Origin of the sequence: Streptomyces sp. NPDC046821 (assembly GCF_040645335.1) — a bacterium.
GTDB lineage: Bacteria > Actinomycetota > Actinomycetes > Streptomycetales > Streptomycetaceae > Streptomyces.
On sequence record NZ_JBEYYB010000013.1, the window covers coordinates 252,242 to 275,199 of the forward strand.

At 71.9% G+C, this 22,958-nt stretch carries 23 protein-coding genes; 17 read left to right on the forward strand and 6 right to left on the reverse strand.

The features are described from left to right. Positions 1–30: 30 nt before the first annotated feature. Positions 31–1,113 carry a hypothetical protein gene (locus ABZ893_RS27020; RefSeq protein ID WP_361408192.1) on the forward strand — a complete coding sequence of 361 codons (1,083 nt, stop codon included), beginning with the start codon at positions 31–33 and terminating at the stop codon, positions 1,111–1,113. Between the two features lie 84 nt (positions 1,114–1,197). On the opposite strand, the gene ABZ893_RS27025 is transcribed toward ABZ893_RS27020, so the two are convergent. Together ABZ893_RS27025 and ABZ893_RS27030 are read right to left on the reverse strand one after the other, a co-directional pair. Continuing rightward, positions 1,198–2,529 (reverse strand): PH domain-containing protein, encoded by a 1,332-nt coding sequence (locus ABZ893_RS27025; protein ID WP_361408330.1) that lies wholly within the window; start codon positions 2,527–2,529, stop codon positions 1,198–1,200. A 137-nt stretch (positions 2,530–2,666) separates the two neighbouring features. Continuing rightward, positions 2,667–3,179: a PH domain-containing protein gene (locus ABZ893_RS27030; protein ID WP_361408194.1), complete on the reverse strand. Its 513-nt coding sequence runs from the start codon at positions 3,177–3,179 to the stop codon at positions 2,667–2,669. A gap of 31 nt (positions 3,180–3,210) precedes the next feature. Here ABZ893_RS27030 and ABZ893_RS27035 point away from each other — a divergent pair, with 31 nt between their 5' ends. Beyond that, the gene (locus tag ABZ893_RS27035) at positions 3,211–4,362 is read left to right on the forward strand and encodes an NADH-quinone oxidoreductase subunit D (protein ID WP_361408196.1); all 1,152 of its coding nucleotides are present in this window, start codon (positions 3,211–3,213) and stop codon (positions 4,360–4,362) included. Here the strand turns inward: ABZ893_RS27035 and ABZ893_RS27040 are convergent. Continuing rightward, the gene (locus ABZ893_RS27040) at positions 4,327–5,352 is read right to left on the reverse strand and encodes an SAM-dependent methyltransferase (protein ID WP_361408198.1); all 1,026 of its coding nucleotides are present in this window, start codon (positions 5,350–5,352) and stop codon (positions 4,327–4,329) included. The genes ABZ893_RS27035 and ABZ893_RS27040 overlap by 36 nt on opposite strands. Before the next feature lie 139 nt (positions 5,353–5,491). Between ABZ893_RS27040 and ABZ893_RS27045 the strand changes: the two genes are divergently transcribed. From ABZ893_RS27045 to ABZ893_RS27055, 3 genes are read left to right on the forward strand one after another with little or no spacing between them, the layout of a single operon-like run. Beyond that, a complete protein-coding gene (locus tag ABZ893_RS27045; RefSeq protein WP_361408200.1) occupies positions 5,492–6,694 on the forward strand; it encodes a sensor histidine kinase in 1,203 nt (400 codons plus the stop codon). A gap of 54 nt (positions 6,695–6,748) precedes the next feature. Beyond that, positions 6,749–7,426: a response regulator transcription factor gene (locus tag ABZ893_RS27050; RefSeq protein ID WP_361408202.1), complete on the forward strand. Its 678-nt coding sequence runs from the start codon at positions 6,749–6,751 to the stop codon at positions 7,424–7,426. A 4-nt stretch (positions 7,427–7,430) separates the two neighbouring features. After that, positions 7,431–8,063 carry an AAA family ATPase gene (locus ABZ893_RS27055; RefSeq protein WP_361408204.1) on the forward strand — a complete coding sequence of 211 codons (633 nt, stop codon included), beginning with the start codon at positions 7,431–7,433 and terminating at the stop codon, positions 8,061–8,063. A gap of 65 nt (positions 8,064–8,128) precedes the next feature. On the opposite strand, the gene ABZ893_RS27060 is transcribed toward ABZ893_RS27055, so the two are convergent. Then, positions 8,129–9,235 (reverse strand): DUF5937 family protein, encoded by a 1,107-nt coding sequence (locus ABZ893_RS27060; RefSeq protein ID WP_361408206.1) that lies wholly within the window; start codon positions 9,233–9,235, stop codon positions 8,129–8,131. A gap of 179 nt (positions 9,236–9,414) precedes the next feature. On the opposite strand from ABZ893_RS27060, the gene ABZ893_RS27065 reads away from it, so the two are divergent. Beyond that, a complete protein-coding gene (locus tag ABZ893_RS27065; RefSeq protein ID WP_361408208.1) occupies positions 9,415–9,633 on the forward strand; it encodes a hypothetical protein in 219 nt (72 codons plus the stop codon). A 67-nt stretch (positions 9,634–9,700) separates the two neighbouring features. On the opposite strand, the gene ABZ893_RS27070 is transcribed toward ABZ893_RS27065, so the two are convergent. After that, positions 9,701–10,888, reverse strand: coding sequence for a beta-eliminating lyase-related protein (locus ABZ893_RS27070; RefSeq protein ID WP_361408333.1), 1,188 nt, complete (start codon positions 10,886–10,888; stop codon positions 9,701–9,703). 184 nt (positions 10,889–11,072) lie between these two features. On the opposite strand from ABZ893_RS27070, the gene ABZ893_RS27075 reads away from it, so the two are divergent. From ABZ893_RS27075 to ABZ893_RS27120, 10 genes are all read left to right on the forward strand, one after another. Further along, on the forward strand, positions 11,073–12,002 hold the full coding sequence (locus tag ABZ893_RS27075; RefSeq protein WP_361408210.1) for a DUF2520 domain-containing protein: 930 nt from the start codon (positions 11,073–11,075) through the stop codon (positions 12,000–12,002). Further along, positions 11,999–12,988: a pantoate--beta-alanine ligase gene (gene panC / locus ABZ893_RS27080; protein ID WP_361408212.1), complete on the forward strand. Its 990-nt coding sequence runs from the start codon at positions 11,999–12,001 to the stop codon at positions 12,986–12,988. Before ABZ893_RS27075 ends, panC begins: the two co-directional genes overlap by 4 nt. Continuing rightward, a complete protein-coding gene (locus ABZ893_RS27085; RefSeq protein WP_361408214.1) occupies positions 12,985–14,730 on the forward strand; it encodes an L-aspartate oxidase in 1,746 nt (581 codons plus the stop codon). Before panC ends, ABZ893_RS27085 begins: the two co-directional genes overlap by 4 nt. 5 nt (positions 14,731–14,735) lie before the next feature. After that, positions 14,736–15,713, forward strand: a complete 978-nt coding sequence (nadC, locus tag ABZ893_RS27090) for a carboxylating nicotinate-nucleotide diphosphorylase (protein WP_361408216.1) — start codon at positions 14,736–14,738, stop codon at positions 15,711–15,713. 5 nt (positions 15,714–15,718) lie between these two features. Further along, positions 15,719–16,516: a type III pantothenate kinase gene (locus tag ABZ893_RS27095; RefSeq protein ID WP_361408218.1), complete on the forward strand. Its 798-nt coding sequence runs from the start codon at positions 15,719–15,721 to the stop codon at positions 16,514–16,516. A gap of 331 nt (positions 16,517–16,847) precedes the next feature. Then, a complete protein-coding gene (locus ABZ893_RS27100) occupies positions 16,848–17,480 on the forward strand; it encodes a hypothetical protein (RefSeq protein ID WP_361408220.1) in 633 nt (210 codons plus the stop codon). A 14-nt stretch (positions 17,481–17,494) separates the two neighbouring features. Beyond that, entirely contained in the window at positions 17,495–17,677 is a 183-nt protein-coding gene (locus ABZ893_RS27105; RefSeq protein ID WP_361408222.1) for a hypothetical protein, read from the forward strand. Positions 17,678–17,774: 97 nt separating this feature from the next. Beyond that, positions 17,775–18,212: a BlaI/MecI/CopY family transcriptional regulator gene (locus tag ABZ893_RS27110; protein ID WP_361408224.1), complete on the forward strand. Its 438-nt coding sequence runs from the start codon at positions 17,775–17,777 to the stop codon at positions 18,210–18,212. Between the two features lie 9 nt (positions 18,213–18,221). After that, the gene (locus ABZ893_RS27115) at positions 18,222–18,764 is read left to right on the forward strand and encodes an amino-acid N-acetyltransferase (protein ID WP_361408226.1); all 543 of its coding nucleotides are present in this window, start codon (positions 18,222–18,224) and stop codon (positions 18,762–18,764) included. Positions 18,765–19,010: 246 nt separating this feature from the next. After that, positions 19,011–19,349, forward strand: coding sequence for an Lsr2 family protein (locus ABZ893_RS27120; protein WP_361408228.1), 339 nt, complete (start codon positions 19,011–19,013; stop codon positions 19,347–19,349). Here ABZ893_RS27120 and ABZ893_RS27125 read toward each other — a convergent pair. Continuing rightward, the gene (locus tag ABZ893_RS27125) at positions 19,328–19,912 is read right to left on the reverse strand and encodes an SCO3374 family protein (protein ID WP_361408230.1); all 585 of its coding nucleotides are present in this window, start codon (positions 19,910–19,912) and stop codon (positions 19,328–19,330) included. The two genes, ABZ893_RS27120 and ABZ893_RS27125, sit on opposite strands and share 22 nt — an antisense overlap. 462 nt (positions 19,913–20,374) lie before the next feature. Between ABZ893_RS27125 and ABZ893_RS27130 the strand changes: the two genes are divergently transcribed. Next, positions 20,375–22,900: an ATP-dependent Clp protease ATP-binding subunit gene (locus tag ABZ893_RS27130; protein WP_361408231.1), complete on the forward strand. Its 2,526-nt coding sequence runs from the start codon at positions 20,375–20,377 to the stop codon at positions 22,898–22,900. Positions 22,901–22,958 lie beyond the last annotated feature (58 nt).

Sequence of the window (22,958 nt, forward strand, 5' to 3'; positions counted from 1 at the left end):
GATTCGCCTACGCGCGGTAAGTTTCTGGCCATGCCACGTGGACGTCACCGCCATTCCCCACCCCTGCACAGGTTGCTTCCCCCTTCGGCGATCGCGGGCGTCCCGCTCGTGTGCGCGGCCGGCGCCTGGCTGACCGACGAGCCCTTCGTGCTGCGCGGCCTGGCCGGTGTCGCCGCGTGCGTCGCCGTGGTGGGCGCGGTCGTCATGCGCCGCTGGGACCGGCTGGCCGGCAAGAGCGTCGCCGATCTGAACCGGTCGAAGGCGAGCGCCGAGTGGCGCCACGACGAGCGGGTCGCCGAACTCGAGTCCGACCTCGACGAGTCGCGTGAGCTGCGCGGCCGCCTTGAGACGAAGCTGCGGGCCAAGCGCACGGAGCTGGCGGCCCTGCGCAACGAACACGCGGCCCTGCTGCGGCGGTACGCGACGGCGGAGACGGAGCGCGCCAGCGCCCTTGAGGGCCGTAGGCAGCTCGCGATAGAGGCATCGGTCCCGGCGCGTGCGCTGCCTGCGGCGCCGCAGCCCGCCGCCGACCTGGTCCCCGCCCAGCGCGCCACGTCGGCCGCCGCCCCGGCGACGTCCCCGGTGCTGTACCTGCGGGCCAACGCGGCGCTCGACCGGCTGGCCCGCGGCGGCGCGAGCCCGCGCGGTGGCGGTGACCCGAAGGGGCAGGGCGAGGCGCCGCAGGGGAAGTCCGAGGCGGCCCGCGCACAGGTGCAGGAGCACGCGGCCGCCCGTTCGTCCGGCGTACCCGGTCACTTCACCGTTCCGGCCGCGGCCGCTGTCGTGCCGCCGGCGGCGGTGCGGCGGCCCCCGGTCCAGGGCGGCTTCGACTACTTCGGGACGAAGGGTGTGGCACCCGCGGCCCTGGAGGCCGTACAGCACCAGGACCTCGCGGATGTCGTCGGCGAGGAGGCGATGGCGCTGCACAAGGCGGAGGCCGAGTCCGAGCGGGCCGGCACCTCGACCGATGCCCAGGCCGAGTCCGGGCAGGCCGACGCCTCGACTGAAGCCACGCCCGGTGGGGAAGCCGTCAGCCAGGTCATCGACCTGACGGCGCACGACGAGACGGAACAGATCGACGTGGGCGAGCTGCGGTCGGCGCTCCAGGCGTAGTGATCGCGAAGCGAAACGGGGCGGGGCCCTGGTGTGGTGAACACCAGGGCCCCGCCCCTTTTCATGCCCCGTTTTAAGGCAGCTTCACGACGACATCCACCGGTCCGGCCGGGCCCCCCTGCGTCCCGTCCGTGACCGGTCCGCCTGCGCCCGCAGGACCCGCGCCGCCTCGCCCGCGTCCCGCAGCCCCGCCGTCACCGTCTTGTTCGCGCCCGTGTCCACATGGACGCCGGCCACGCCCCACAGGCGATCCCACGGCCCCTGGGTGAGCCGCACGCTCTGCACCTTCGCGTGCGGGACGAGGGAGAGCTGCCGCTGGACGAGGCCGCGCCGCGCGGCGAACACGGCGTCCGTCGTCGCGAGCCCGTGCCCCCGCCACCACAGCGGCAGGCACCATGCCGCGCGCCGGGGCGGCCGGGTGAAGTCCTCCGCGCCGGGCACCGCCACCCCCGGCAGCACCCGCTCGACCACCATCCGCGCGGTCTCGCGCGGCGCGACGGGCACCAGCACGGTGTTGCTGGAGCCGGCGACGGCCAGTTCCACGCGGACCCAGCCGAGCAGCCGCCACAGCAGCGGTTCCACGATGCGCACGGTCTGTACGCGGCCCGGCGGCACCGTCTCGTGGTCGCGGTCGAGGAGTCCGTGGTCGATGCGCAGGCCGTCCGGCGACTCGCAGACCGTCCAGTCGTACTCCTTGACGAAGCGGCCCAGGCTGTTCGTGCCCGCGCCGCCCACGAGGGGGAGCGCCACCGCGAGCACCGTCCACAGGTTGTGCGTGGCGAACCAGAGCAGGCCCGGCACCACGACCGCGGCGAGCAGCATCGCCCAAGGCGCGCCGGTGAGCAGTACGGCGACGGCGAGCATCCGGGGCGGCACGCGCAGGATGCGCTCGGCCGGTGCCTCGCCGACGTCGCGTACGGTCTCGGGCGCGAACCCGGCGGCGCGGGCGAGGAGTTCGGCGCGCAGGTCGCGGGCCTCGCGCTCGCCGAGGTAGGCGAGTTCGTCCTTCTTCTCCGCGCCGACGACGTCCAGCTTGAGCTTGGCGACGCCCACGAAGCGGGCGAGCAGCGGCTGGGTGACGTCCACGGCCTGGATCCGGTCGAGCCGGATGTGGGCGGTCCGCCGGAACAACAGGCCGGTGCGGATGCGCAGTTCGGTGCCGGTGACGGAGAAGTGCGTGAACCACCAGGTCAGGAACCCGTAGAGGGCGGCGGCCGGGATCAGTACGGCGAGGCCGAGGTACACCGTGCTCGCGGTGAGCTGGGCGAGCTGGCGCTGCGCCTGGTTCAGGTCGTGGGCCGCCCAGCCGAGCACGATCGCGACGGGCGCCCAGGCGCGGCGTAGCGGGGTTACGGGGTGCAGCCGACGCTCCCGGGCGGCCGCGTCACCTTCCCCGGGCACGCCTGAATCGGCCACGCGCGAACCAGGCGCGCCCGCGCCGGCCACGCCCGAACCAGGCACACCCGAGCCGCGCACACCCGCCTCGGGCACGCCCGCCTCAGGCACGCTCGCACCGGCCAGCACATCCTCCGCCCCAGGAACCTCCGGCGTACTCACAGCCCCGCCGATCGGGCCTCGCCCAGTTCCGTGAGGCGGTCCCGCAGCCGCTCGGCCTCGGGCGGCGTGAGGCCCGGGATCGTCGCGTCGGTCGCCGCGGCCGCCGTGTGCAGCTGAAGACTGGCCAGCCCGAACTTCCGCTCCAGCGGTCCGGACGTGACCTCGACGAGCTGCATACGCCCGTACGGCACGACCGTCTCCTCACGCCACAGCACACCCCGGCTGATCAGCAGGTCGTCGGCGCGCTCGGCGTACCGCCACGAGCGCCAGTTCCGCCCGAGCATCGCCCAGCCCCACGCCAGCGTGGCCAGCGGCAGCAGCGCGAACGCCGCCCACGTGCCCCCGGCGAACACGCCGAGCAGCACCCCCACCACCACGGTCATCGGCACCAGCCACAGCACGAGCAGCAGCCTGCGCAACTTCAGCAGCCCCCTGGGAAGCCCGGTCCACACCGGCTCGCCCCCGGTTCCCGCCCCTGGTTCCGCCATCTCCTCGGTCCCCGTTTCCATGCGCCCACCCTACGTACGAGACACTGTTCCCATGACGCCCACGAGGGAGACCACGGTCGGCATCGGCGGCGCCGCCGAGACCACCGACATGGTGCTCAACATCGGCCCGCAGCACCCGTCCACGCACGGGGTGCTGCGTCTTCGCCTCGTGCTCGACGGCGAGCGCGTCCAGCACGCGGAGCCGGTCATCGGCTACATGCACCGCGGCGCGGAGAAGCTCTTCGAGGCCCGCGACTACCGGCAGATCGTGATGCTGGCCAACCGCCACGACTGGCTCTCCGCGTTCTCGAACGAGCTCGGGGTCGTCCTCGCCGTCGAGCGGATGCTCGGCATGGAGGTCCCGGAGCGCGCGGTGTGGCTGCGGACACTGCTCGCGGAGCTGAACCGCGTCCTCAACCACCTGATGTTCCTGGGTTCGTACCCGCTCGAACTCGGCGGTATCACCCCGGTGTTCTACGCGTTCCGGGAGCGTGAGGAACTGCAGAACGTCATGGAGGAGATCTCCGGCGGGCGTATGCACTACATGTTCAACCGCGTCGGCGGCCTCAAGGAGGACCTGCCGGCCGGCTGGACCACCCGCGCGCGCGAGGCCGTCGCCTCCGTCCGCTCGCGCATGGACGTCTACGACGACCTGGTCCTCGGGAACGAGATCTTCCGCGGCCGCACGCGCGACGTCGGCGTGCTGTCCGCGGACGCGGTGCACGCCTACGGAGTGAGCGGTCCGATCGCCCGCGCCTCCGGAGTCGACTTCGACCTGCGCCGCGACGAGCCGTACCTCGCGTACGGGGATCTCCAGGACACCCTGAAGGTCGTCACCCGCAGCGAGGGCGACTGCCTGGCCCGTTTCGAGGTCCTTCTGGAGCAGACGCACAACGCCCTGGCCCTCGCCGACGCCTGCCTCGACCGGCTCGCCGAGCTGCCGCCGGGCCCCGTCAACCAGCGCCTCCCGAAGGTCCTCAAGGCACCCGAGGGCCACACGTACGCGTGGACCGAGAACCCGCTCGGGATCAACGGCTACTACCTGGTCAGCAAGGGCGAGAAGACGCCGTACCGGCTCAAGCTGCGGTCCGCCTCGTACAACAACATCCAGGCGCTCACCGAGCTGCTGCCCGGCACGCTGGTCGCCGACATGGTGGCGATCCTGGGGTCACTGTTCTTCGTCGTCGGCGACATCGACAAGTAGATCGGCGTTCAGGGTGAGGCCCACCGGCTGGACCAGCCAGCCGAAGTCGCCGAGCCCGCCCGTCGCGGTCAGCTCGGCGGCCTCGCCGGCGGTGGACAGGGCCCGTACGTAGGCGGCCGGATCGCTGGACGCGAGCGCCAGCGGGGGACGGCCGCCGGTCACGCCGAGTGCGTGCAGGGCCGCGCGTTGCGTGAGCCGCAGGGCGCCGGGGAGCGCGCACGCGTCGAGCGCCACGTGGGCCGTGATGTCGCACGAGCCGTCCGGCACGGGCGCCGTCTCGCGGCCGTCACGGAAGCCGGTGAGCGTCCCGAAGGGTGGCCGGGTCGATCGGGAGTGCGCGTAGTCGACGGCGACCGCCGCACCCCTCTCGACCGTCGTGACGGCCGCCGCCCAGGCGGTGTCCCTGGGAAGCCCGATCTCCGCGCGGAGGCCCGGTTCGGCAGGAAGCGGCCACCACCGGGACAGCCAGTCCGCCTCGGGCCCGTCGGCCACCGGCTCCCCGAGCGCCTCCGTCCCGTCGTCCTGTACGAGGACGTGGCGGGCCACTCCGTGGGCGTCGATCTCGACGGCGTCCAGGGGCACGTTGTCGAGCCATTCGTTCGCGAAGAGGAGCCCGGTGATCCCCTTCGGGGGCTCCGCGCGCCACTCGATGCGGTGATCGAGGCCGGCGGGACGCTCCGCCTTCTCCACCGCGTACGCGCGCGTGCGGGCCGCCACTTCGGTGGGCAGTACCGCGAGGACGCCCGTCACCAGCTCGCCCCGGCCCGCGGCCATGTCGACGAAGGCGAGTTCGGGCGGGGCCCCGAGCGCGTCGTCGACCCGGCACAGCAGGCGTGCCACGGCCCCGGCGAACAGCGGCGACGCGTGCACCGACGTGCGGAAATGCCCGGCGGGACCCTCGGGCCTGCGATAGAAGCCACCGGCCCCGTACAGCGCCTCCTCGGTCGCCTCGCGCCACCCACGTCCCGCACCCCGCCGCTCACTGACCACGCCGAAAGGCTAAGCGACCCCGCCGAAAGGCTAAGCGGAAAGGACGGGGCCGCCTCCACCTTGGGGAGTAGGAGAGCCGTACGTGGATCGAACCTCCGGTTGACCCCCGCGCCTCGTACGCGTCTTTACGCTGGGTTACGTGCAGCGCTTCTATGACTTCCTCCGCAGACACCCGACCGGGGTCGACGCCTTCTGGGCCGTCGTCCTGCTCGGGGTCGCCGGCATGGGTCTGGTCGCGGGGCACATGGGGGACGGGTTCCGCGAGCGCCTGCTCGACATCCCCGCCGTCCTGGCGCTGGGCCTGGCCGTCGCACTGCGCAGGCGCGTGCCCGAGCGGATGCTGATCCTCGTCGCGCTCGTGGGCCTCTACCAGCTGGTCGCGGACGTCCGCGTGCAGCCGGCCGACTTCGCGATGCTGGTGGTCATCTACACCGTGGCGGCGGAGAGTCCGCGCTGGGCGTCCAGATTCGCCCTGGCCGGCGGGCTCGTGGCGGCGCCCCTCTCGCAGCTCCGCTGGCCGACGGACCAGTCGAGCGTCGCGGGGAGCATCCTCGTCACGATCTTCCAGATGGTGCCCTTCGCGCTGGCCTGGGTGCTCGGCGACTCCATCCGCACGCGCCGCGCCTACTGGGCGCAGCTGGAGGAGCGCGCCGCCCGCCTGGAGAAGGAGCGCGAGGCCCAGTCCAAGGTCGCCGTCGCCGCCGAGCGTGCCCGTATCGCCCGCGAACTGCACGACGTCGTCGCGCACAACGTCTCCGTGATGGTGGTGCAGGCGGACGGCGCCGCGTACGTCCTGGACACCGCGCCCGAGCAGGCGAAGAAGGCCCTGGAGACGATCTCCGGGACCGGCCGCCAGGCACTCGCCGAGATGCGCCGCCTCCTCGGCGTCCTGCGCACCGGCGAGCACCAGGAGAGCGGCGAGTACGTTCCGCAGCCCGACGTCGAACAGCTCGACGAACTGATCGAGCAGGTACGCGTCGCGGGCCTGCCCGTCGACTTCAAGGTCGAGGGCACCCCGCGCCCGCTGCCCAGCGGCGTGGAGCTGACCGCGTACCGCATCGTCCAGGAAGCGCTCACGAACACCCGCAAGCACGGCGGCCCGGAGGCCGGTGCGAGCGTCCGGCTCGTCTACTTCGACGACGGCCTCGGCCTGCTCGTCGAGGACGACGGCAAGGGCGCCCCGCACGAGATGTACGAGGACGGGGGCGCCGACGGCCGCGGGCACGGGCTCATCGGGATGCGGGAGCGCGTCGGTATGGTCGGCGGCACGCTCGACGCGGGCCCGCGTCCCGGCGGCGGCTTCCGGATCAGCGCGCTGCTGCCGCTCAAGCCCGCCCACTGAACCTCGACCTGCATACGTACTGAGGTCGTACACGTACCGAGAGGGACCCCCTTGATGCCGATCCGCGTGATGCTCGTCGACGATCAGGTGCTGCTGCGCACCGGCTTCCGGATGGTGCTCGCCGCCCAGCCGGACATGGAGGTCGTCGCCGAGGCGGGCGACGGGGTCGAGGCCCTGGAGGTGCTGCGCGGCGCGGAGGTCGACGTGGTCCTGATGGACGTACGGATGCCGAAGCTGGACGGCGTGGAGACGACCCGGCGGATCTGCTCGGACCCGAACCCGCCGAAGGTGCTGATCCTGACGACGTTCGACCTCGACGAGTACGCCTTCTCGGGGCTGCGGGCGGGCGCTTCGGGGTTCATGCTCAAGGACGTGCCGCCGGAGGAGCTGCTCGCCGCGATCCGGTCCGTGCACAGCGGCGACGCGGTGGTCGCGCCGTCGACGACGCGGCGGCTGCTCGACCGTTTCGCGCCGATGCTGCCGAGTTCCGCGCAGGAGCCGCGGCGCGCCGAGCTCGACCGGCTGACCGAGCGCGAGCGCGAGGTCATGATCCTCGTCGCGCACGGCCTGTCGAACGGTGAGATCGCCGCCCGGCTCGTCCTGTCGGAGGCCACCGTGAAGACGCACGTGGGCCGCATCCTCACCAAGCTGAACCTGCGCGACCGCGTCCAGGTCGTCGTACTTGCCTACGAAACAGGTCTTGTGCGGGCGGGCGGTGGGGGAGCAGCCTGACCGGATGCTCTTGTGGATCAACGGCCCCTTCGGGGGCGGTAAGACGCAGACCGCGTACGAGATCCGGCGGCGGCTGCCCGGCAGCGTCGTCTGCGACCCCGAACACATCGGCTTCGGCCTGCACCGCACACTGCCGCCCGCGCTGCGCGGCGACTTCCAGGACCTGGCCGCGTGGCGCGAGGGCGTGTACGAAGTCCTCGACCTGGCGCTCGCTGGGCACGACGGCCCGGTGATCGTGCCGATGACGGTCACCGAACCCGCGTACTTCAAGGAGACCGTCGGCCGGCTGCGCGAACGCGGCCACGACGTACGGCACTTCACGCTTCTCGCCCGCCGCGAGACCGTGCTGCGGCGCCTGCGGGAACGCGGCTTCGGGCGCGCGCTCCAGCTGGTGCGCGGCAAGGACGCGCCGCTGCGCAGGGAGAGCTTCGCGGTGTCGCGCCTCGACGACTGCCTGGAGCGGTTGCGCGAGGACGAGTTCGCCGAGCACCTGTGGACCGACGACACGACGGTCGCGAAGACGGCCGACCGGATCGCGGTGCTCTCCGGGCTACGGCTCAGGCCGGACACGGACGGAGTGGTGCGGGCGCGGGTGCGCCGGGCTTGGACGGGGGCGCGGCACATCCGGTTCGACTGAGTTCGGCTGAGGCTGAGTCCTGCTGACGCGGTGCGCGGGCCCGGCATGATCCAAACGAGAGGCGGCTAGCGCAGCACCCCCTCGATGAAGTCGCTGCCGAGGCGCGCGACCGCCGTCAGATCCAGCTGATGCTGTACATAGCGGCCGCGCCGCCGCGCCGTGATCAGGCCCGCCTTCTTGAGCACCGTCAGGTGCCGGGATATCTCCGGCGCCGTCATCCCGTGCGCGTCGACCAGCTCGCTCGTCGTGTACGCGCCCCGGGCGAGATGGCGGCACAGACGCATCCGCACCGGGTGCGCGAGAGCAGCCATCCGGCGCGTCAGCTGCTCCACCGTGGGCGGCGTGGCGAGACCGGGCGAGGCGACGGGGTACGTGAAGGCCGGCTGCCAGCCGTAGCGGTGCAGCACAAGCAGGTGCGGCCAGCCGAGGCTGGTCGGCACGAGGACGAGGCCGCCGTCCTCCGTGGCCGTACGCCCCTCGGTGAGCTTGTCGACGGTGATCAGCCCGGCCGGCTCGTCGAGCGTGACGACCGACGAGACCGCCGCAAGCGCTTCGGCCAGGCCCTTGCGTCTCAGCAGCTCGGTCTTGTGCCGCGCGTCGGCCGCCAGCTGAGGCTGCACACGGGCCCAGACGTCCGCGAAGAACGCCTCGTCGCAGTCCTCCACGAGGCGCCGGAACCAGGCGCGTACGGCGGGCGGGTCGTCGAGGAGGCGGCGCGTGAACTCGACCTGGGGCTGACCGCGCGTGGCCGCCAGCTCCAGCGCGCGGCGGCGCGTGTCCGGGTCGTCCAGAGGGTTCGCCTCGCGCGCCTCGTACGTGGTCTGGCAGGTGAACTCCATGGCTGCGTCCACGAACTGGCGGTCCGTCAGCTTGTCGAGGAGGTCCAGCTCGTCGGCGAGCGTGGCGCCGGGCAGCGTGGTCCGGCCGGGGATCCCGGCGAACGGCGCGAACACGTCCGAGAACGTCGCCCGCCACAGGAAGTCCGCCTCGCAGAGCCGGTCGGCGAGGCCCGGGTCGAGGCGCGCGGACACCGCCGTCGTCCACCCCTGGAGCCCGGGGTGGTGCGCGGGCTCGGCCAGCGCGTGCAGGGCCATGCCCAGCTCGCCCAGGGGTGAGGGCACGACGCTGATCCGCTCGGGCGTCAGCCCGCTGATGTCGATGCTCACGCTCATGACCCCATGGTGCCCGCCCGCTCTGACAACCGGCTGCCCGATTGACGGCTCCCGTCAATCGACGTGACCCGGCGGCGCCGCCGGGCGGACTCTCGTAGGGCCGGACCTCACGTAAGCGCACAAAGCGCAGCATTCGAGGGCGCGGCGTGACAATCACGACGAAGAGCGAGGGGTACGTCATGAGCATCACCCAGCAGTACGCACTGGACGTCTACCGCGCCTCCCTGCACGGCGAGCCCGCCCCGCCCGCGCCGGGCCGCCACGACTGGCGCACCGTCCGCGAGCTGCGCGACTACGGCCGCTTCGAGGCGGTCATCGCCGGCCGCCCGGCGCGCCACAGGTTCCGCGCGGCCCTGGCCCGCCTGCTCCACGTACGACGCGGAGCGGCGGGCTGCTGAACCCGGTAGTCGGTTCAGGCCGGCCTACCTGGTGGCCACCGAGGGATTTACGCCGCCCCCGAAGGGCCTACGCAGTCCCCGAAGGAATCCGCCCCACGAAGTCCGCGACGGCCGCGCGGACGTCGTCGGCGGTCCACTCGAGGCCCCGCGCGGAGACCGTCACCTCGGTGACCGAGAGCCCCGGAGGCCCCTGCTCCCACCAGCGCCGGAACAACTGCGTCTTCGTCTCCTCGGCCTGCGTCACGGACGCCTCGTCCAGCGCGTCGGACGGATACGGGAGCCAGACCTGGAACTCGTGCGTGTGCGGCACCTCGGGGTGCACCCGCGCCCACGGAACGCCCGCCTCCGCGAACCCTTCCCGCATCGCCTCGGCGACCACGCGCGCGTGGGCGACGTAAGCGGGCACGCGGGGCAGTTCCTGGTCCAGGCCGACCAGGGCCGAGATGACGGCCGGGAACTGCTGGAAGACCTGGCCGCCGTACCGGTGCCGCCACGTCTTCGCCTCGTCGACGAACGACCGCGGGCCCGCGAGCGCGGCGCCGCTGAGGCCGCCGAGGGTCTTGTAGAACGACACGTACACGCTGTCGGCGAGCGCGGCGATCTCGTCCAGGGGGCGCCCGAAGTGCGTCGTGCACTCCCACAGGCGCGCGCCGTCGAAGTGCACGACGGCGTCGCGCTCCCGGGCGGCCTCGGTGACAGCGACCAGCTCGTCCCAGGTGGGCAGCACGTAACCGGCGTCCCGTAGCGGCAGTTCGAGCATCAGCGTGCCGAAGGGCTCGGCGAAGTCGCGTACCTCGTCGGCGTTCGGCAGCCGCCGCTCCTGCGTCGGATGAACGGTGCGCAGCCCGCTCACCGCTGCGAAGGCGCCCCGCTCGTGCCGCTCCGGGTGCGCCATGGGGTGCAGGGCGACCGTCGGGTTCCCCGTACGGCCCGCCCAGCAGCGCAGCGCGACCTGCTGCGCCATCGTGCCGGTGGGGAAGTAGGCGGCGGCTTCCGTGCCGAGGAGTCCGGCGACGCGTTCCTCCAGGTCGGCCACGATGGCGTCGCCGTACAGGTCGGCCGTCCGACCGGGTTCGGCGACGGACCACGCGCTGTCCGCGAGCGCGGCCAGGCGCTCGCCCATGGTCATGTCGACGCCCTGTACGGCCAGCACCCGCTCGGCACCGCGCAACGCCGCGAACCGCCGCTCCCGCGCCTTGTCCGCGCCGGCGTCTGAGGAGGTGTCCGCGGGGGTCTCCCGCTCGTCGATTCCCATGTCCCTGTTGTCGCTCATCCCGCGATCATGTCGTACGCGCGTGCGGTTGCCCACAGGCTGTGGACGAACCGTGGAAGGACAGGGGCGGGCGTGGGACGGCCCGGGCCCGCGCGGCAGATCGCGTTAACATGACGAGAAATCGTCCGGTACCCCGAGCGGACTGGAACGGAAGGCCGCCGTCCTGATGAACGCACCCCCTCGACCAGAACCCACCGACCCCAGGGACCGCCCCGCCCGGCTCACCGTCGGAGTGGTCGGCGCGGGCCGTGTCGGCCCCGCCCTCGCGGCCTCCCTGGCGCTCGCGGGCCACCGCCCCGTCGCCGTCTCCGGAGTCTCCGAGGCCTCCGTGCGCCGGGCCGCCCTGATGCTGCCCGACGTGCCCGTCGTGACGCCCGCCGAGGTCCTGAGCCGCTCCGAACTCGTCCTCCTCACGGTGCCCGACGACGCGCTGCCCGGCCTCGTCGAAGGCCTAGTCGAGACCGGCTCCGTACGCCCCGGCCAGCTCCTCGTCCACACGTCGGGGCGCTACGGCACCAAGGTGCTCGACCCCGCGCTGCGGGCCGGCGCCCTGCCGCTCGCGCTGCACCCCGCGATGACGTTCACCGGCACCCCTGTGGACGTCCAGCGGCTGGCCGGCTGCGCCTTCGGCGTGACCGCCCCCGAGGAGCTGCGGCTCGCGGCCGAGGCGCTCGTGATCGAGATGGGCGGCGAGCCCGAATGGATCCGTGAGGAGTCCCGCCCGCTGTACCACGCGGCCCTCGCACTCGGCGCGAACCACCTGGTCACGCTGGTCGCCGAGTCCATGGAGCTGCTGCGCGAGGCGGGCGTCGAGGCCCCCGACCGGATGCTCGGCCCGCTGCTCGGCGCCGCCCTGGACAACGCCCTCAGGTCGGGTGACGCGGCGCTCACCGGGCCCGTCGCGCGCGGTGACGCGGGCACGGTCGCCGCCCACGTGTCCGAGCTGCGCAAGCACGCGCCCCAGACCGTCGCGGGCTATCTGGCGATGGCCCGCGCCACCGCCGACCGCGCCCTCGCGCACGGTCTGCTCAAGCCCGAACTCGCCGAGGACCTGCTCGGGGTCCTGGCCGACGGCGCCGAGGGAGGCCCGCGATGACCACCGTCCTGCACACCGCCGACGAACTCCGCGCACGCACGCGTACCGGCCGCCGCGCCGTCGTCATGACGATGGGCGCCCTGCACGACGGCCACGCCGAGCTGATCCGCACCGCGCGCACGATCGCGGGAGCCGACGGCGAGGTCGTGACAACCGTCTTCGTGAACCCGCTCCAGTTCGGCGCCGGCGAGGACCTCGACCGCTACCCCCGCACGCTCGACGCCGACGTCAAGATCGCCGAACAGGCCGGCGCCGACGTCGTGTTCGCGCCCTCCGCGGACGAGGTCTACCCCGGCGGCGAGCCCCAGGTCCGCGTCAGCGCGGGCCCCATGGGTGAGCGCCTCGAAGGCTCCTCGCGCCCCGGCCACTTCGACGGGATGCTCACCGTCGTCGCCAAGCTGCTCCACCTGACGGCGCCCGACGTCGCCCTGTTCGGGCAGAAGGACGCCCAGCAGCTCGCCCTGATCCGCCGCATGGTGCGCGACCTGAACTTCCCCGTGGAGGTCGTGGGCGTACCCACCGTGCGCGAGGAGGACGGCCTCGCCCTCTCCAGCCGCAACCGCTACCTCTCGCCCGCCGAGCGGGGCACCGCGCTCGCCCTGTCCCGCGCGCTCTTCGCGGGCCGCGACCGGCACGCCGCCCAGGAGGCCCTGCGCGCGCGTGCCCAGGAAGCGCCCTCCACGCACGCGCGTGCCGACGCCCTCGGCGCGCTCGGCGAGGCCCGCGCCGCCGCCGACGCGCACGCCGTCGCCCAGGCGTCGCCCGGCGGCCCCGAGGCCGTCCGCGCCGCGGCCCGCCAGGTCCTCGACGACGCCGCCCGCGTCACGCCGCCGCTCCGGCTCGACTACCTCGCGCTCGTCGACCCGGCCGACTTCTCCGAGGTGCAGCACGGCCACGTCGGAGAGGCCGTGCTCGCCGTCGCCGCCCGGGTCGGCACGACGCGGCTGATCGACAACATCCCCCTGACCTTCGGAGCCCCCGTATGAGTGGCACAGGGAACACATCCACCGGCATACGCCTGCACGCGCCCGCGCCCGGCTGGTCCGTCACCGCCGACGTCGTGGTCGTCGGGTCCGGCGTCGCCGGGCTCACCGCGGCGCTGCGCTGCCAGGCGGCCGGCCTGACCACCGTCGTCGTCACCAAGGCCCGCCTCGACGACGGCTCCACGCGCTGGGCGCAGGGCGGCATCGCCGCGGCGCTCGGCGAGGGCGACACCCCCGAGCAGCATCTCGACGACACCCTCGTCGCGGGCGCGGGCCTGTGCGACGAAGAGGCGGTCCGCACCCTCGTCACCGAGGGCCCCGACGCCGTACGACGCCTCATCGCGACCGGCGCGCACTTCGACGAGTCGGCCGACGGCGACCTCGCGCTCACCCGCGAGGGCGGCCACCACCGCCGCCGTATCGCGCACGCGGGCGGCGACGCGACCGGCGCCGAGATCTCCCGCGCCCTCGTCGACGCGGTACGCGCGCGGGGCATCAAGACCGTCGAGAACGCCCTCGTCCTCGACCTCCTCACCGACGAGGAGGGCCGCACGGCGGGCGTCTCCCTGCACGTCATGGGAGAGGGCCAGCACGACGGCGTGGGCGCAGCGCTCGCCCCCGCCGTGGTCCTCGCGACCGGCGGCATGGGCCAGGTCTTCTCGGCGACCACGAACCCGCACGTCTCCACCGGCGACGGCGTCGCGCTCGCCCTGCGCGCGGGCGCCGAGGTCTCCGACATCGAGTTCGTGCAGTTCCACCCGACGGTGCTGTTCCTCGGCGCGGACGCGGAGGGCCAGCAGCCGCTGGTCTCCGAGGCCGTACGCGGGGAGGGCGCCCACCTCGTGGACGCCGACGGCGTGCGCTTCATGGTCGGTCAGCACGAGCTGGCCGAGCTCGCGCCCCGCGACATCGTCGCCAAGGGCATCATGCGCCGTATGCAGGAGCAGGGCGCCGAGCACATGTACCTGGACGCCCGGCACTTCGGCGCCGAGATGTGGGAGCACCGGTTCCCCACGATCCTCGCCGCCTGCCGCGCCCACGGCATCGACCCGGTGACCGAGCCCGTCCCCGTAGCCCCGGCCGCCCACTACGCCTCCGGAGGCGTCCGTACGGACCTCCTGGGCCGTACGACGGTGCCCGGCCTGTACGCGTGCGGAGAGGTCGCCTGCACCGGCGTCCACGGCGCGAACCGGCTCGCCTCGAACTCCCTCCTGGAGGGCCTGGTCTACGCCGAGCGCATCGCGGACGACATCGCCGCGAGCCACCGCGAGGGCGGCCTCCCCGCGCGCGTGCCCGCCCCCGTGGAGCACCCGGAGACGCCGACGCACCCCCTGATGCCGCCCGAGGCCCGGTTCGTGATCCAGCGCGTCATGACGCGGGGCGCGGGAGTGCTCCGCAGCGCGGACTCGCTCGCCGAGGCCGCCGCCGGGCTCGGCCGCGTCCACGCCGACGCGGCCCGCGCCCTCGCGGAGAACGGCAAGACGTCGGAACCCGGCGTCGACACGTGGGAGGCCACCAACCTCCTGTGCGTCGCCCGCGTCCTCGTCGCCGCGGCCCGCCGCCGCGAGGAGACCCGCGGCTGCCACTGGCGCGAGGACCACGCCGACCGCGACGACGCGGCCTGGCGCCGCCACATCGTCGTACGGCTGAATCCCGACCGCACGCTGGCCGCGCACACCACGCCCACCGCAGAATTCCCCCCGACCCGCCCCGACAGCCGCACACACCACCAGCAGGAGCAGTGAACGACGTGAGTACCTCCGACCTCCCCCTCGCCGAGAGCGGCGGCTGCGGCGACGGCTGCGGCTGTGGCGACGGAGCCGAAGCCGACCTGATGGAGTGCGGGCTCGACCCCGCGCTCGCCGAACTCCTGGCCGACGCGGGGCTCGACCCCGTGGAGGTCGAGGACATCGCGCACATGGCCATCGCGGAGGACCTGGACGGCGGCGTGGACGTCACCACCGTCGCCACCATCCCCGAAGAGGCCGTCGCCACTGCGGACTTCACCGCGCGCGAGGACGGCGTCGTGGCCGGCCTGCGCGTCGCCGAGGCCGTCCTCTCCGTGGTCTGCACGGACGAGTTCGAGGTCGAGCGGCACGCCGAGGACGGTGACCGGATCACCGCCGGCCAGAAGCTCCTCAGCGTCACCACGCGCACGCGTGACCTGCTGACCGCCGAGCGCAGCGCCCTCAACATCATGTGCCGCCTCTCCGGCATCGCGACGGCCACGCGCGCGTGGGCGGACGCTCTGGAGGGCACCAAGGCGAGCGTTCGCGACACCCGCAAGACGACGCCCGGCCTGCGCTCCCTGGAGAAGTTCGCGGTCCGCATGGGCGGCGGCGTCAACCACCGCATGTCCCTCTCGGACGCGGCCCTCGTCAAGGACAACCACGTGGTCGCCGCCGGCGGCGTCGCCGAGGCCTTCAAGGCCGTACGCGAGTCGTTCCCGGACCTGGCCATCGAGGTCGAGGTCGACACCCTGGACCAGCTGCGCGAGGTCGTGGAGGCGGGCGCCGACCTGATCCTCCTGGACAACTTCACGCCGGAGCAGACCGCGGAGGCCGTCCAGATCGTCGCCGGCCGCGCGCTCCTGGAGTCCTCGGGCCGCCTGACCCTCGACAACGCGCGCGCGTACGCGGAGACGGGCGTCGACTACCTCGCGGTGGGCGCCCTGACCCACTCCTCGCCGATCCTGGACATCGGCCTCGACCTGCGCGCGGCGGAGTAGCGGCCATGCTGCTCACCATCGACGTAGGCAACACGCACACGGTCCTCGGCCTGTTCGACGGGGAGGAGATCGTCGAGCACTGGCGCATCTCCACGGACGCGCGCCGCACCGCCGACGAACTCGCCGTGCTCCTCCAGGGACTGATGGGGATGCACCCGCTGCTCGGCGACGAGCTCGGCGACGGCATCGACGGCATCGCGATCTGCTCGACCGTCCCCTCGGTCCTGCACGAGCTGCGCGAGGTGACCCGCCGCTACTACGGCGACGTCCCCGCCGTCCTCGTCGAACCCGGCATCAAGACCGGCGTCCCGATCCTCATGGACAACCCCAAGGAGGTCGGCGCCGACCGCATCATCAACGCGGTGGCCGCGGTCGAGCTCTACGGCGGCCCCGCGATCGTCGTCGACTTCGGTACGGCGACCACGTTCGACGCGGTCTCCGCGCGCGGGGAGTACGCCGGCGGCGTCATCGCCCCCGGCATCGAGATCTCGGTCGAGGCCCTGGGCGTACGGGGCGCCCAGCTCCGCAAGATCGAGCTCGCCCGCCCGCGCAGCGTCATCGGCAAGAACACCGTCGAGGCCATGCAGTCCGGCATCCTGTACGGCTTCGCCGGCCAGGTCGACGGTGTCGTGAGCCGCATGGCCCGCGAACTCGCCGAGGACCCGGAGGACGTGACGGTCATCGCCACCGGAGGCCTCGCGCCGATGGTCCTCGGCGAGGCCGCCCTGATCGACGAACACGAGCCCTGGCTGACCCTGAAGGGCCTCCGCCTGGTCTACGACCGCAACGTGTCCCGCACCTGACACGGCTCGCCCCTTCGCGCACGGCTGCCTGAGGGCGGGGTGCGCGAAGGGGGCGACGGTCCGTGCCGCCGGGCGGTCTCGGTGACCCGGCGGTGACGGCCGGACGTGTGGTTCTCCGTTCCGCCAGGAGCAGGACTTCACGCCCGCCGCCTGCGGTACAGCCGCGGTGCTCATCGGCTGCGGGCATCGTCCTGAACGCCTCTGAACTCACCGGCCCGCACCGGCCGTTCACCGCAGACGTCTCCGCCGAAGGGGCAATACCCCACCCCGAGCCACGCCGCGAATTGGCGGTTAAGCCGATTTTGTCCGGGTTGTTGCGTATCTTCAGCTCATGCCCACGCCATACGGAAACCGCGGCGGCATGGCGTTCGGCGCTGAAGAGCTGCGTGTGCTCCGACGCGCCCTCGCCCTCGCCCTTCACCCGACCCCCGTCTCCGCCCAGGACGTCCAGGACTGTCTCCGGCTCGCCGAATCGGTCGACCAGGCCGCCGTCGAAGGCGACCGTCTGCGCGCCTTCCTGCTGGCCGACCTCGCCCGCTACCGGGCCGCCCTGCCCGGCAGCGTCACCGGCTACCTGAGCCTGCTCGACGACGCCCTCGCGGCGGGTTACAAGCCGGGCGCCGACGACCTCGCCGCCCTGCGCGCGCTGCGCGGCAACCCGTCCGCCGCCACCCTCCTCGAACGCTGCCGCACGCTCGCCGAGCGCGACGTGCGGGCCCGCCTCCAAGGCCGCGTGCCGGCGCCCGCCGAGGTGCGCGCACAGTCCCGCGTACCCGGCTCCCGCGTCCGCCTGCTCGCCCTGCCCGGCGGCCTCTGTGCCGACGCGAAACCCGGCACCGACCCCAAGCCCCCGGCCGAACCCCCGGCCCGGCCGCGCCCCATGCCGACCCCGGCCGAGGTCTTCCCGCCCAAGCGCCGCCCCGCGCCGCCCCCGGCCCCGTCGAAGGAGCTCGCCGTCGGATAGCTACTCTGGAGGGCATGGACTATGTCTCCGCGCTCGTGCCCCCCGTAGTGATGGCCGTCTTCTTCATCGGCCTCATCGTGACGATCGTGCGGTCCCAGGGCGGCGACCGGAAGGGCAAGGAGGACGCGGCCGTCGACGCCGCGTTCGCCCGCGCCGAGGCGGCCCGCCAGGCCACCGCGCAGCCGAGCGACAGCTGAGAAGGGCGCCCCACGCGGGCGCCCTTTTTGTCGTCGTCCGGCACCTTTCGCCACGTCCGGCGTTCCTTTTCCGACTTCTGCCACTAGTGTGCTGTTCGTGCCGCGCCCATTGGGAGAACTCGAAGACGCCGTGATGACACGGGTGTGGGAGTGGAACCGCCCCGTGACGGTTCGCGAGGTCCTGGAAGACCTCCAGGAGGAACGGTCCATCGCGTACACCACGGTCATGACCGTTCTGGACAACCTCCACCAGAAGGGCTGGGTCCGCCGCGAAGCGGAAGGCCGGGCCTATCGATATGAGGCCGTCTCCACTCGCGCCGCCTACTCCGCCGCGCTGATGAACGACGCCTGGTCCCAGAGCGACAACCCCGCCGCGGCTCTCGTCGCCTTCTTCGGCATGATGTCGCCGGAACAACGCGAAGCGCTGAACGACGCGGTACGCATGGTGCAGGGACCGGCCTCCGGGACACGCGACCCCGAAGACCCGGAAGAACCCGAAGCCCCCGGGGGAGCGGACACCGGCTCCGGGCGATAACGTCCGCTCATGCCAGCACAGCCTCCCGACGCCACCGCAAAAGCACTCACCGTACGCAGGGCGAGGACGGCCGATGTGCCGGCCGTGCGCCGACTCCTGGACGCGTACAGCCGTGAGGGCATCCTGCTCGACAAAGCGACCGTGACGCTTTACGAGGACATCCAGGAGTTCTGGGTCGCGGAACGCGACGACAACGCGGAGGTCGTCGGCTGCGGCGCCCTGCATGTGATGTGGGAAGACCTCGCGGAAGTCCGCACCCTCGCGGTGAATCCGGTGGTCAGGGGAGCGGGCGTCGGTCACCAACTCCTGCAGAAGTTGCTGCAGACCGCGCGCTGGATCGGTGTTCGCCGGGTTTTCTGTCTCACCTTCGAAGTGGAGTTCTTCCAGAAGCACGGCTTCGTGGAGATCGGAGAGGCACCCGTCGATACGATCGACACAGATGTCTACAGCGAGCTCTTGCGTTCCTATGACGAGGGTGTCGCGGAGTTCCTCGGTCTCGAACGAGTGAAACCGAACACCTTGGGCAACAGCCGGATGCTTCTCCATCTGTGATCGTCATCATCGGCATCCGCTATTCCTGAGCAGCACCCTGCCCAGGTGCCCTATGTCCGAAACGCGCAGCTTTCCGGGCTTCCCGATCCTAGGGCCTCTCCTGGATCTCTCCCAGGGGTTTGTGTTTTTCCAGCAAAAGCGGTTTGCTTTCCGACGTACTGCAGCACTGCATATAACAAGGGGACGGCGAATCAACGGCTGAGGTCGTGGGGTCCGGCCCTACAGATATCGATGAAAGGAAATCCGGTGGCACAGAAGGTTCAGGTCCTTCTTGTCGACGACCTCGACGGTGGCGAGGCGGACGAGACCGTGACGTTCGCGTTGGACGGCAAGACTTACGAGATCGACCTCACCACTGCGAACGCGGACAAGCTCCGCGGACTTCTTGAGCCGTATCTCAAGGGTGGCCGTCGTACCGGAGGCCGTGCCGCCGCCGGGCGTGGCAAGGCCCGCGCGGCCGTCGCCGGCAGCAGCCAGGACACGGCCCAGATCCGCGCCTGGGCGAAGGAGAACGGTTACGAGGTCAACGACCGCGGCCGCGTCCCCGCGTCCATCCGCGAGGCCTACGAGAAGGCCAACGGCTGAGCGCTGGTACGCCGCAGCCGGACCCGGTGACACTGGGTCGCCGCTGCGTCCACCAGCCGTACGAGACCGGGGGCGCCCCCACCGCCCCCCACGGCAGTAATGGCCGTCAGGGCCGGAAGAGTCGGCTCGATGTCGCATCCGGGCTCGGGAGGCCGCAGCCAGGCAGCGGCCTCCTGCGGGTGCTGCCGCCCCGGGGGCACGGGCGCGTCGATCCGCCCGCCGACGCCGACCGCGGTGAGATCGAGGGGCAGCGTCCCCCACTCCAGCCAGTCGAGCAGCCCCGGCAACTCCTCGGCACTGCCCGCGGCCACCAGCAGCCGCATCGTCTCCCCCTGCAGCGCCACCGGACAGCGGGGGTCGAGACGCTCCAGTACGGCACGCCCCGCCTCCGCGGGCAGCTCCAGTACGTCGAAGCGCAGCCCGGTCAGGAGCTGAAGGCCCAGCGGGCCCGGGGCGGTGGCCCAGCCCAGCGCGTTCTCGTACCACTCTCTGACCTGGCCGTCCTGGGCGCCCGGGCCGCCCGTGTTGAGAGGTCGGCGGGGCAGGGGCACGGTGGGAACCATGGAGACCATGTTCGGAGCAACAGCCGGGAACCGCGCGGAGTTACGCAGCGTTGACCGGTGTATGCGTAGAGTTTTATGAATGCGACCGGGCGGAGGTGTTGGGTGGCGCAAGGGTGTTCGCCCGTAGCGGAGGGAACCGAGGTGCTTCGCATGGAGTGTCAGTCCCGGCGGGTAAGACATCCCTAGTGAAGAGGGGCGACACGCGGTTTCTGGGGCTCTTGCGTTCGCCATCGGCGTACTGATGGTGGGGGTAACTGCCTGGCCTGCGGGAACATCGTCTCGCACCATCGGTGTTGGAGCAGTTGTCGGCGTTCGGTTCAGGAGAACCTCTGAGAACCTCTGAGATGGGGGTCCGGGTGTCGGCAGTTGGAATGAGCGGTCCCCGCTTGCGGGACTAAGCTGCGGAAGGACAGGGAGGGGAGCGTCCCCTTACTGCCTGACCGCTCTGAGGAGCGATTAACGATGTTCGAGAGGTTCACCGACCGCGCGCGGCGGGTTGTCGTCCTGGCTCAGGAAGAAGCCCGGATGCTCAACCACAACTACATCGGCACCGAGCACATCCTCCTGGGCCTGATCCACGAGGGTGAGGGTGTCGCCGCTAAGGCCCTGGAGAGCCTCGGGATTTCGCTCGAGGCGGTCCGCCAGCAGGTGGAGGAGATCATCGGTCAGGGCCAGCAGGCCCCGTCCGGGCACATTCCCTTCACCCCCCGTGCCAAGAAGGTCCTGGAGCTCTCGCTCCGCGAGGCTCTTCAGCTGGGTCACAACTACATCGGCACGGAGCACATCCTGCTCGGCCTGATCCGTGAGGGCGAGGGCGTCGCCGCCCAGGTCCTGGTCAAGCTGGGCGCCGACCTCAACCGGGTGCGGCAGCAGGTCATCCAGCTGCTCTCCGGCTACCAGGGCAAGGAGACCGCCGCAGCCGGTGGTCCTGCCGAGGGCACGCCCTCCACGTCCCTGGTCCTCGACCAGTTCGGCCGGAACCTCACGCAGGCCGCCCGCGAATCCAAGCTCGACCCGGTCATCGGGCGCGAGAAGGAGATCGAGCGGGTCATGCAGGTGCTGTCCCGCCGCACGAAGAACAACCCGGTCCTCATCGGCGAGCCCGGCGTCGGCAAGACCGCCGTCGTCGAGGGCCTCGCGCAGGCCATCGTCAAGGGCGAGGTGCCCGAGACGCTCAAGGACAAGCACCTCTACACCCTGGACCTCGGCGCGCTGGTCGCCGGCTCCCGGTACCGCGGTGACTTCGAGGAGCGCCTGAAGAAGGTCCTCAAGGAGATCCGCACCCGCGGCGACATCATCCTGTTCATCGACGAGCTGCACACGCTGGTCGGTGCGGGTGCCGCCGAGGGCGCCATCGACGCCGCCTCGATCCTGAAGCCGATGCTGGCCCGCGGTGAGCTCCAGACCATCGGTGCGACCACGCTCGACGAGTACCGCAAGCACCTGGAGAAGGACGCCGCGCTCGAGCGCCGCTTCCAGCCGATCCAGGTCGCGGAGCCGTCGCTGCCGCACACGATCGAGATCCTCAAGGGTCTGCGCGACCGTTACGAGGCCCACCACCGCGTCTCCATCACGGACGAGGCCCTCGTCCAGGCGGCGACGCTGGCCGACCGGTACATCTCGGACCGCTTCCTCCCGGACAAGGCGATCGACCTGATCGACGAGGCCGGTTCCCGGATGCGCATCCGCCGGATGACCGCGCCGCCGGACCTCCGCGAGTTCGACGAGAAGATCGCGGGCGTGCGCCGCGACAAGGAGTCGGCCATCGACTCCCAGGACTTCGAGAAGGCAGCTTCGCTCCGCGACAAGGAGAAGCAGCTGCTCGCCGCGAAGGCCAAGCGCGAGAAGGAGTGGAAGGCCGGCGACATGGACGTCGTCGCCGAGGTCGACGGCGAGCTGATCGCCGAGGTCCTCGCGACCGCGACCGGCATCCCCGTCTTCAAGCTGACCGAGGAGGAGTCCTCGCGTCTGCTGCGCATGGAGGACGAGCTCCACAAGCGCGTCATCGGCCAGAAGGACGCCGTCAAGGCGCTCTCGAAGGCGATCCGCCGTACGCGCGCCGGTCTGAAGGACCCGAAGCGTCCCGGTGGTTCGTTCATCTTCGCCGGCCCGTCCGGTGTCGGTAAGACCGAGCTGTCCAAGGCGCTCGCCGAGTTCCTCTTCGGTGACGAGGACGCGCTGATCTCCCTCGACATGTCGGAGTTCAGCGAGAAGCACACGGTCTCGCGTCTCTTCGGTTCGCCCCCCGGTTACGTGGGCTACGAAGAGGGCGGCCAGCTGACGGAGAAGGTGCGGCGCAAGCCGTTCTCGGTGGTCCTCTTCGACGAGGTCGAGAAGGCCCACCCGGACATCTTCAACTCGCTGCTGCAGATCCTGGAGGACGGTCGCCTGACCGACTCCCAGGGCCGCGTCGTGGACTTCAAGAACACGGTCATCATCATGACGACCAACCTTGGAACCCGTGACATCTCGAAGGGCTTCAACCTCGGCTTCGCCGCCACGGGTGACACGAAGTCCAACTACGAGCGCATGAAGAACAAGGTCTCGGACGAGCTCAAGCAGCACTTCCGCCCCGAGTTCCTCAACCGCGTGGACGACGTCGTCGTCTTCCCGCAGCTGACGCAGGACGACATCCTCCAGATCGTCGACCTGATGATCGGCAAGGTCGACGAGCGCCTCAAGGACCGGGACATGGGCATCGAGCTCAGCCAGTCCGCGAAGGAGCTGCTGGCCAAGAAGGGTTACGACCCCGTGCTCGGCGCGCGTCCGCTGCGTCGCACGATCCAGCGCGAGGTCGAGGACTCGCTCTCCGAGAAGATCCTCTTCGGCGAGCTGCGCCCGGGCCACATCGTGGTCGTCGACACGGAGGGCGAGGGTGAGGCCAAGACGTTCACCTTCCGCGGCGAGGAGAAGTCCACGCTGCCGGACGTCCCGCCGATCGAGTCGGCGGCCGGCGGTGCCGGTCCGAACCTGAGCAAGGAGGCGTAGCCCTCCGGGGTGCGCCATTGAAAGGGGCTGCCCGGGACTTCGGTCCCGGGTGGCTCCT

Excerpts from the sequence above, each read along its gene's own strand:
- ABZ893_RS27095 (WP_361408218.1), top strand. The coding sequence starts at position 15,719 with ATGCTGCTCACCATCGACGTAGGCAACACGCACACGGTCCTCGGCCTG.
- ABZ893_RS27075 (WP_361408210.1), top strand. The coding sequence starts at position 11,073 with ATGAACGCACCCCCTCGACCAGAACCCACCGACCCCAGGGACCGCCCC.
- ABZ893_RS27020 (WP_361408192.1), top strand. The coding sequence starts at position 31 with ATGCCACGTGGACGTCACCGCCATTCCCCACCCCTGCACAGGTTGCTT.
- ABZ893_RS27030 (WP_361408194.1), bottom strand. The coding sequence starts at position 3,179 with ATGGAAACGGGGACCGAGGAGATGGCGGAACCAGGGGCGGGAACCGGG.
- ABZ893_RS27085 (WP_361408214.1), top strand. The coding sequence starts at position 12,985 with ATGAGTGGCACAGGGAACACATCCACCGGCATACGCCTGCACGCGCCC.
- ABZ893_RS27125 (WP_361408230.1), bottom strand. The coding sequence starts at position 19,912 with ATGGTTCCCACCGTGCCCCTGCCCCGCCGACCTCTCAACACGGGCGGC.
- ABZ893_RS27105 (WP_361408222.1), top strand. The coding sequence starts at position 17,495 with ATGGACTATGTCTCCGCGCTCGTGCCCCCCGTAGTGATGGCCGTCTTC.
- ABZ893_RS27130 (WP_361408231.1), top strand. The coding sequence starts at position 20,375 with ATGTTCGAGAGGTTCACCGACCGCGCGCGGCGGGTTGTCGTCCTGGCT.
- ABZ893_RS27115 (WP_361408226.1), top strand. The coding sequence starts at position 18,222 with ATGCCAGCACAGCCTCCCGACGCCACCGCAAAAGCACTCACCGTACGC.
- ABZ893_RS27050 (WP_361408202.1), top strand. The coding sequence starts at position 6,749 with ATGCCGATCCGCGTGATGCTCGTCGACGATCAGGTGCTGCTGCGCACC.
- ABZ893_RS27035 (WP_361408196.1), top strand. The coding sequence starts at position 3,211 with ATGACGCCCACGAGGGAGACCACGGTCGGCATCGGCGGCGCCGCCGAG.
- panC (WP_361408212.1), top strand. The coding sequence starts at position 11,999 with ATGACCACCGTCCTGCACACCGCCGACGAACTCCGCGCACGCACGCGT.
- ABZ893_RS27100 (WP_361408220.1), top strand. The coding sequence starts at position 16,848 with ATGCCCACGCCATACGGAAACCGCGGCGGCATGGCGTTCGGCGCTGAA.
- ABZ893_RS27065 (WP_361408208.1), top strand. The coding sequence starts at position 9,415 with ATGAGCATCACCCAGCAGTACGCACTGGACGTCTACCGCGCCTCCCTG.
- ABZ893_RS27055 (WP_361408204.1), top strand. The coding sequence starts at position 7,431 with ATGCTCTTGTGGATCAACGGCCCCTTCGGGGGCGGTAAGACGCAGACC.
- ABZ893_RS27070 (WP_361408333.1), bottom strand. The coding sequence starts at position 10,888 with ATGGGAATCGACGAGCGGGAGACCCCCGCGGACACCTCCTCAGACGCC.
- ABZ893_RS27060 (WP_361408206.1), bottom strand. The coding sequence starts at position 9,235 with ATGAGCGTGAGCATCGACATCAGCGGGCTGACGCCCGAGCGGATCAGC.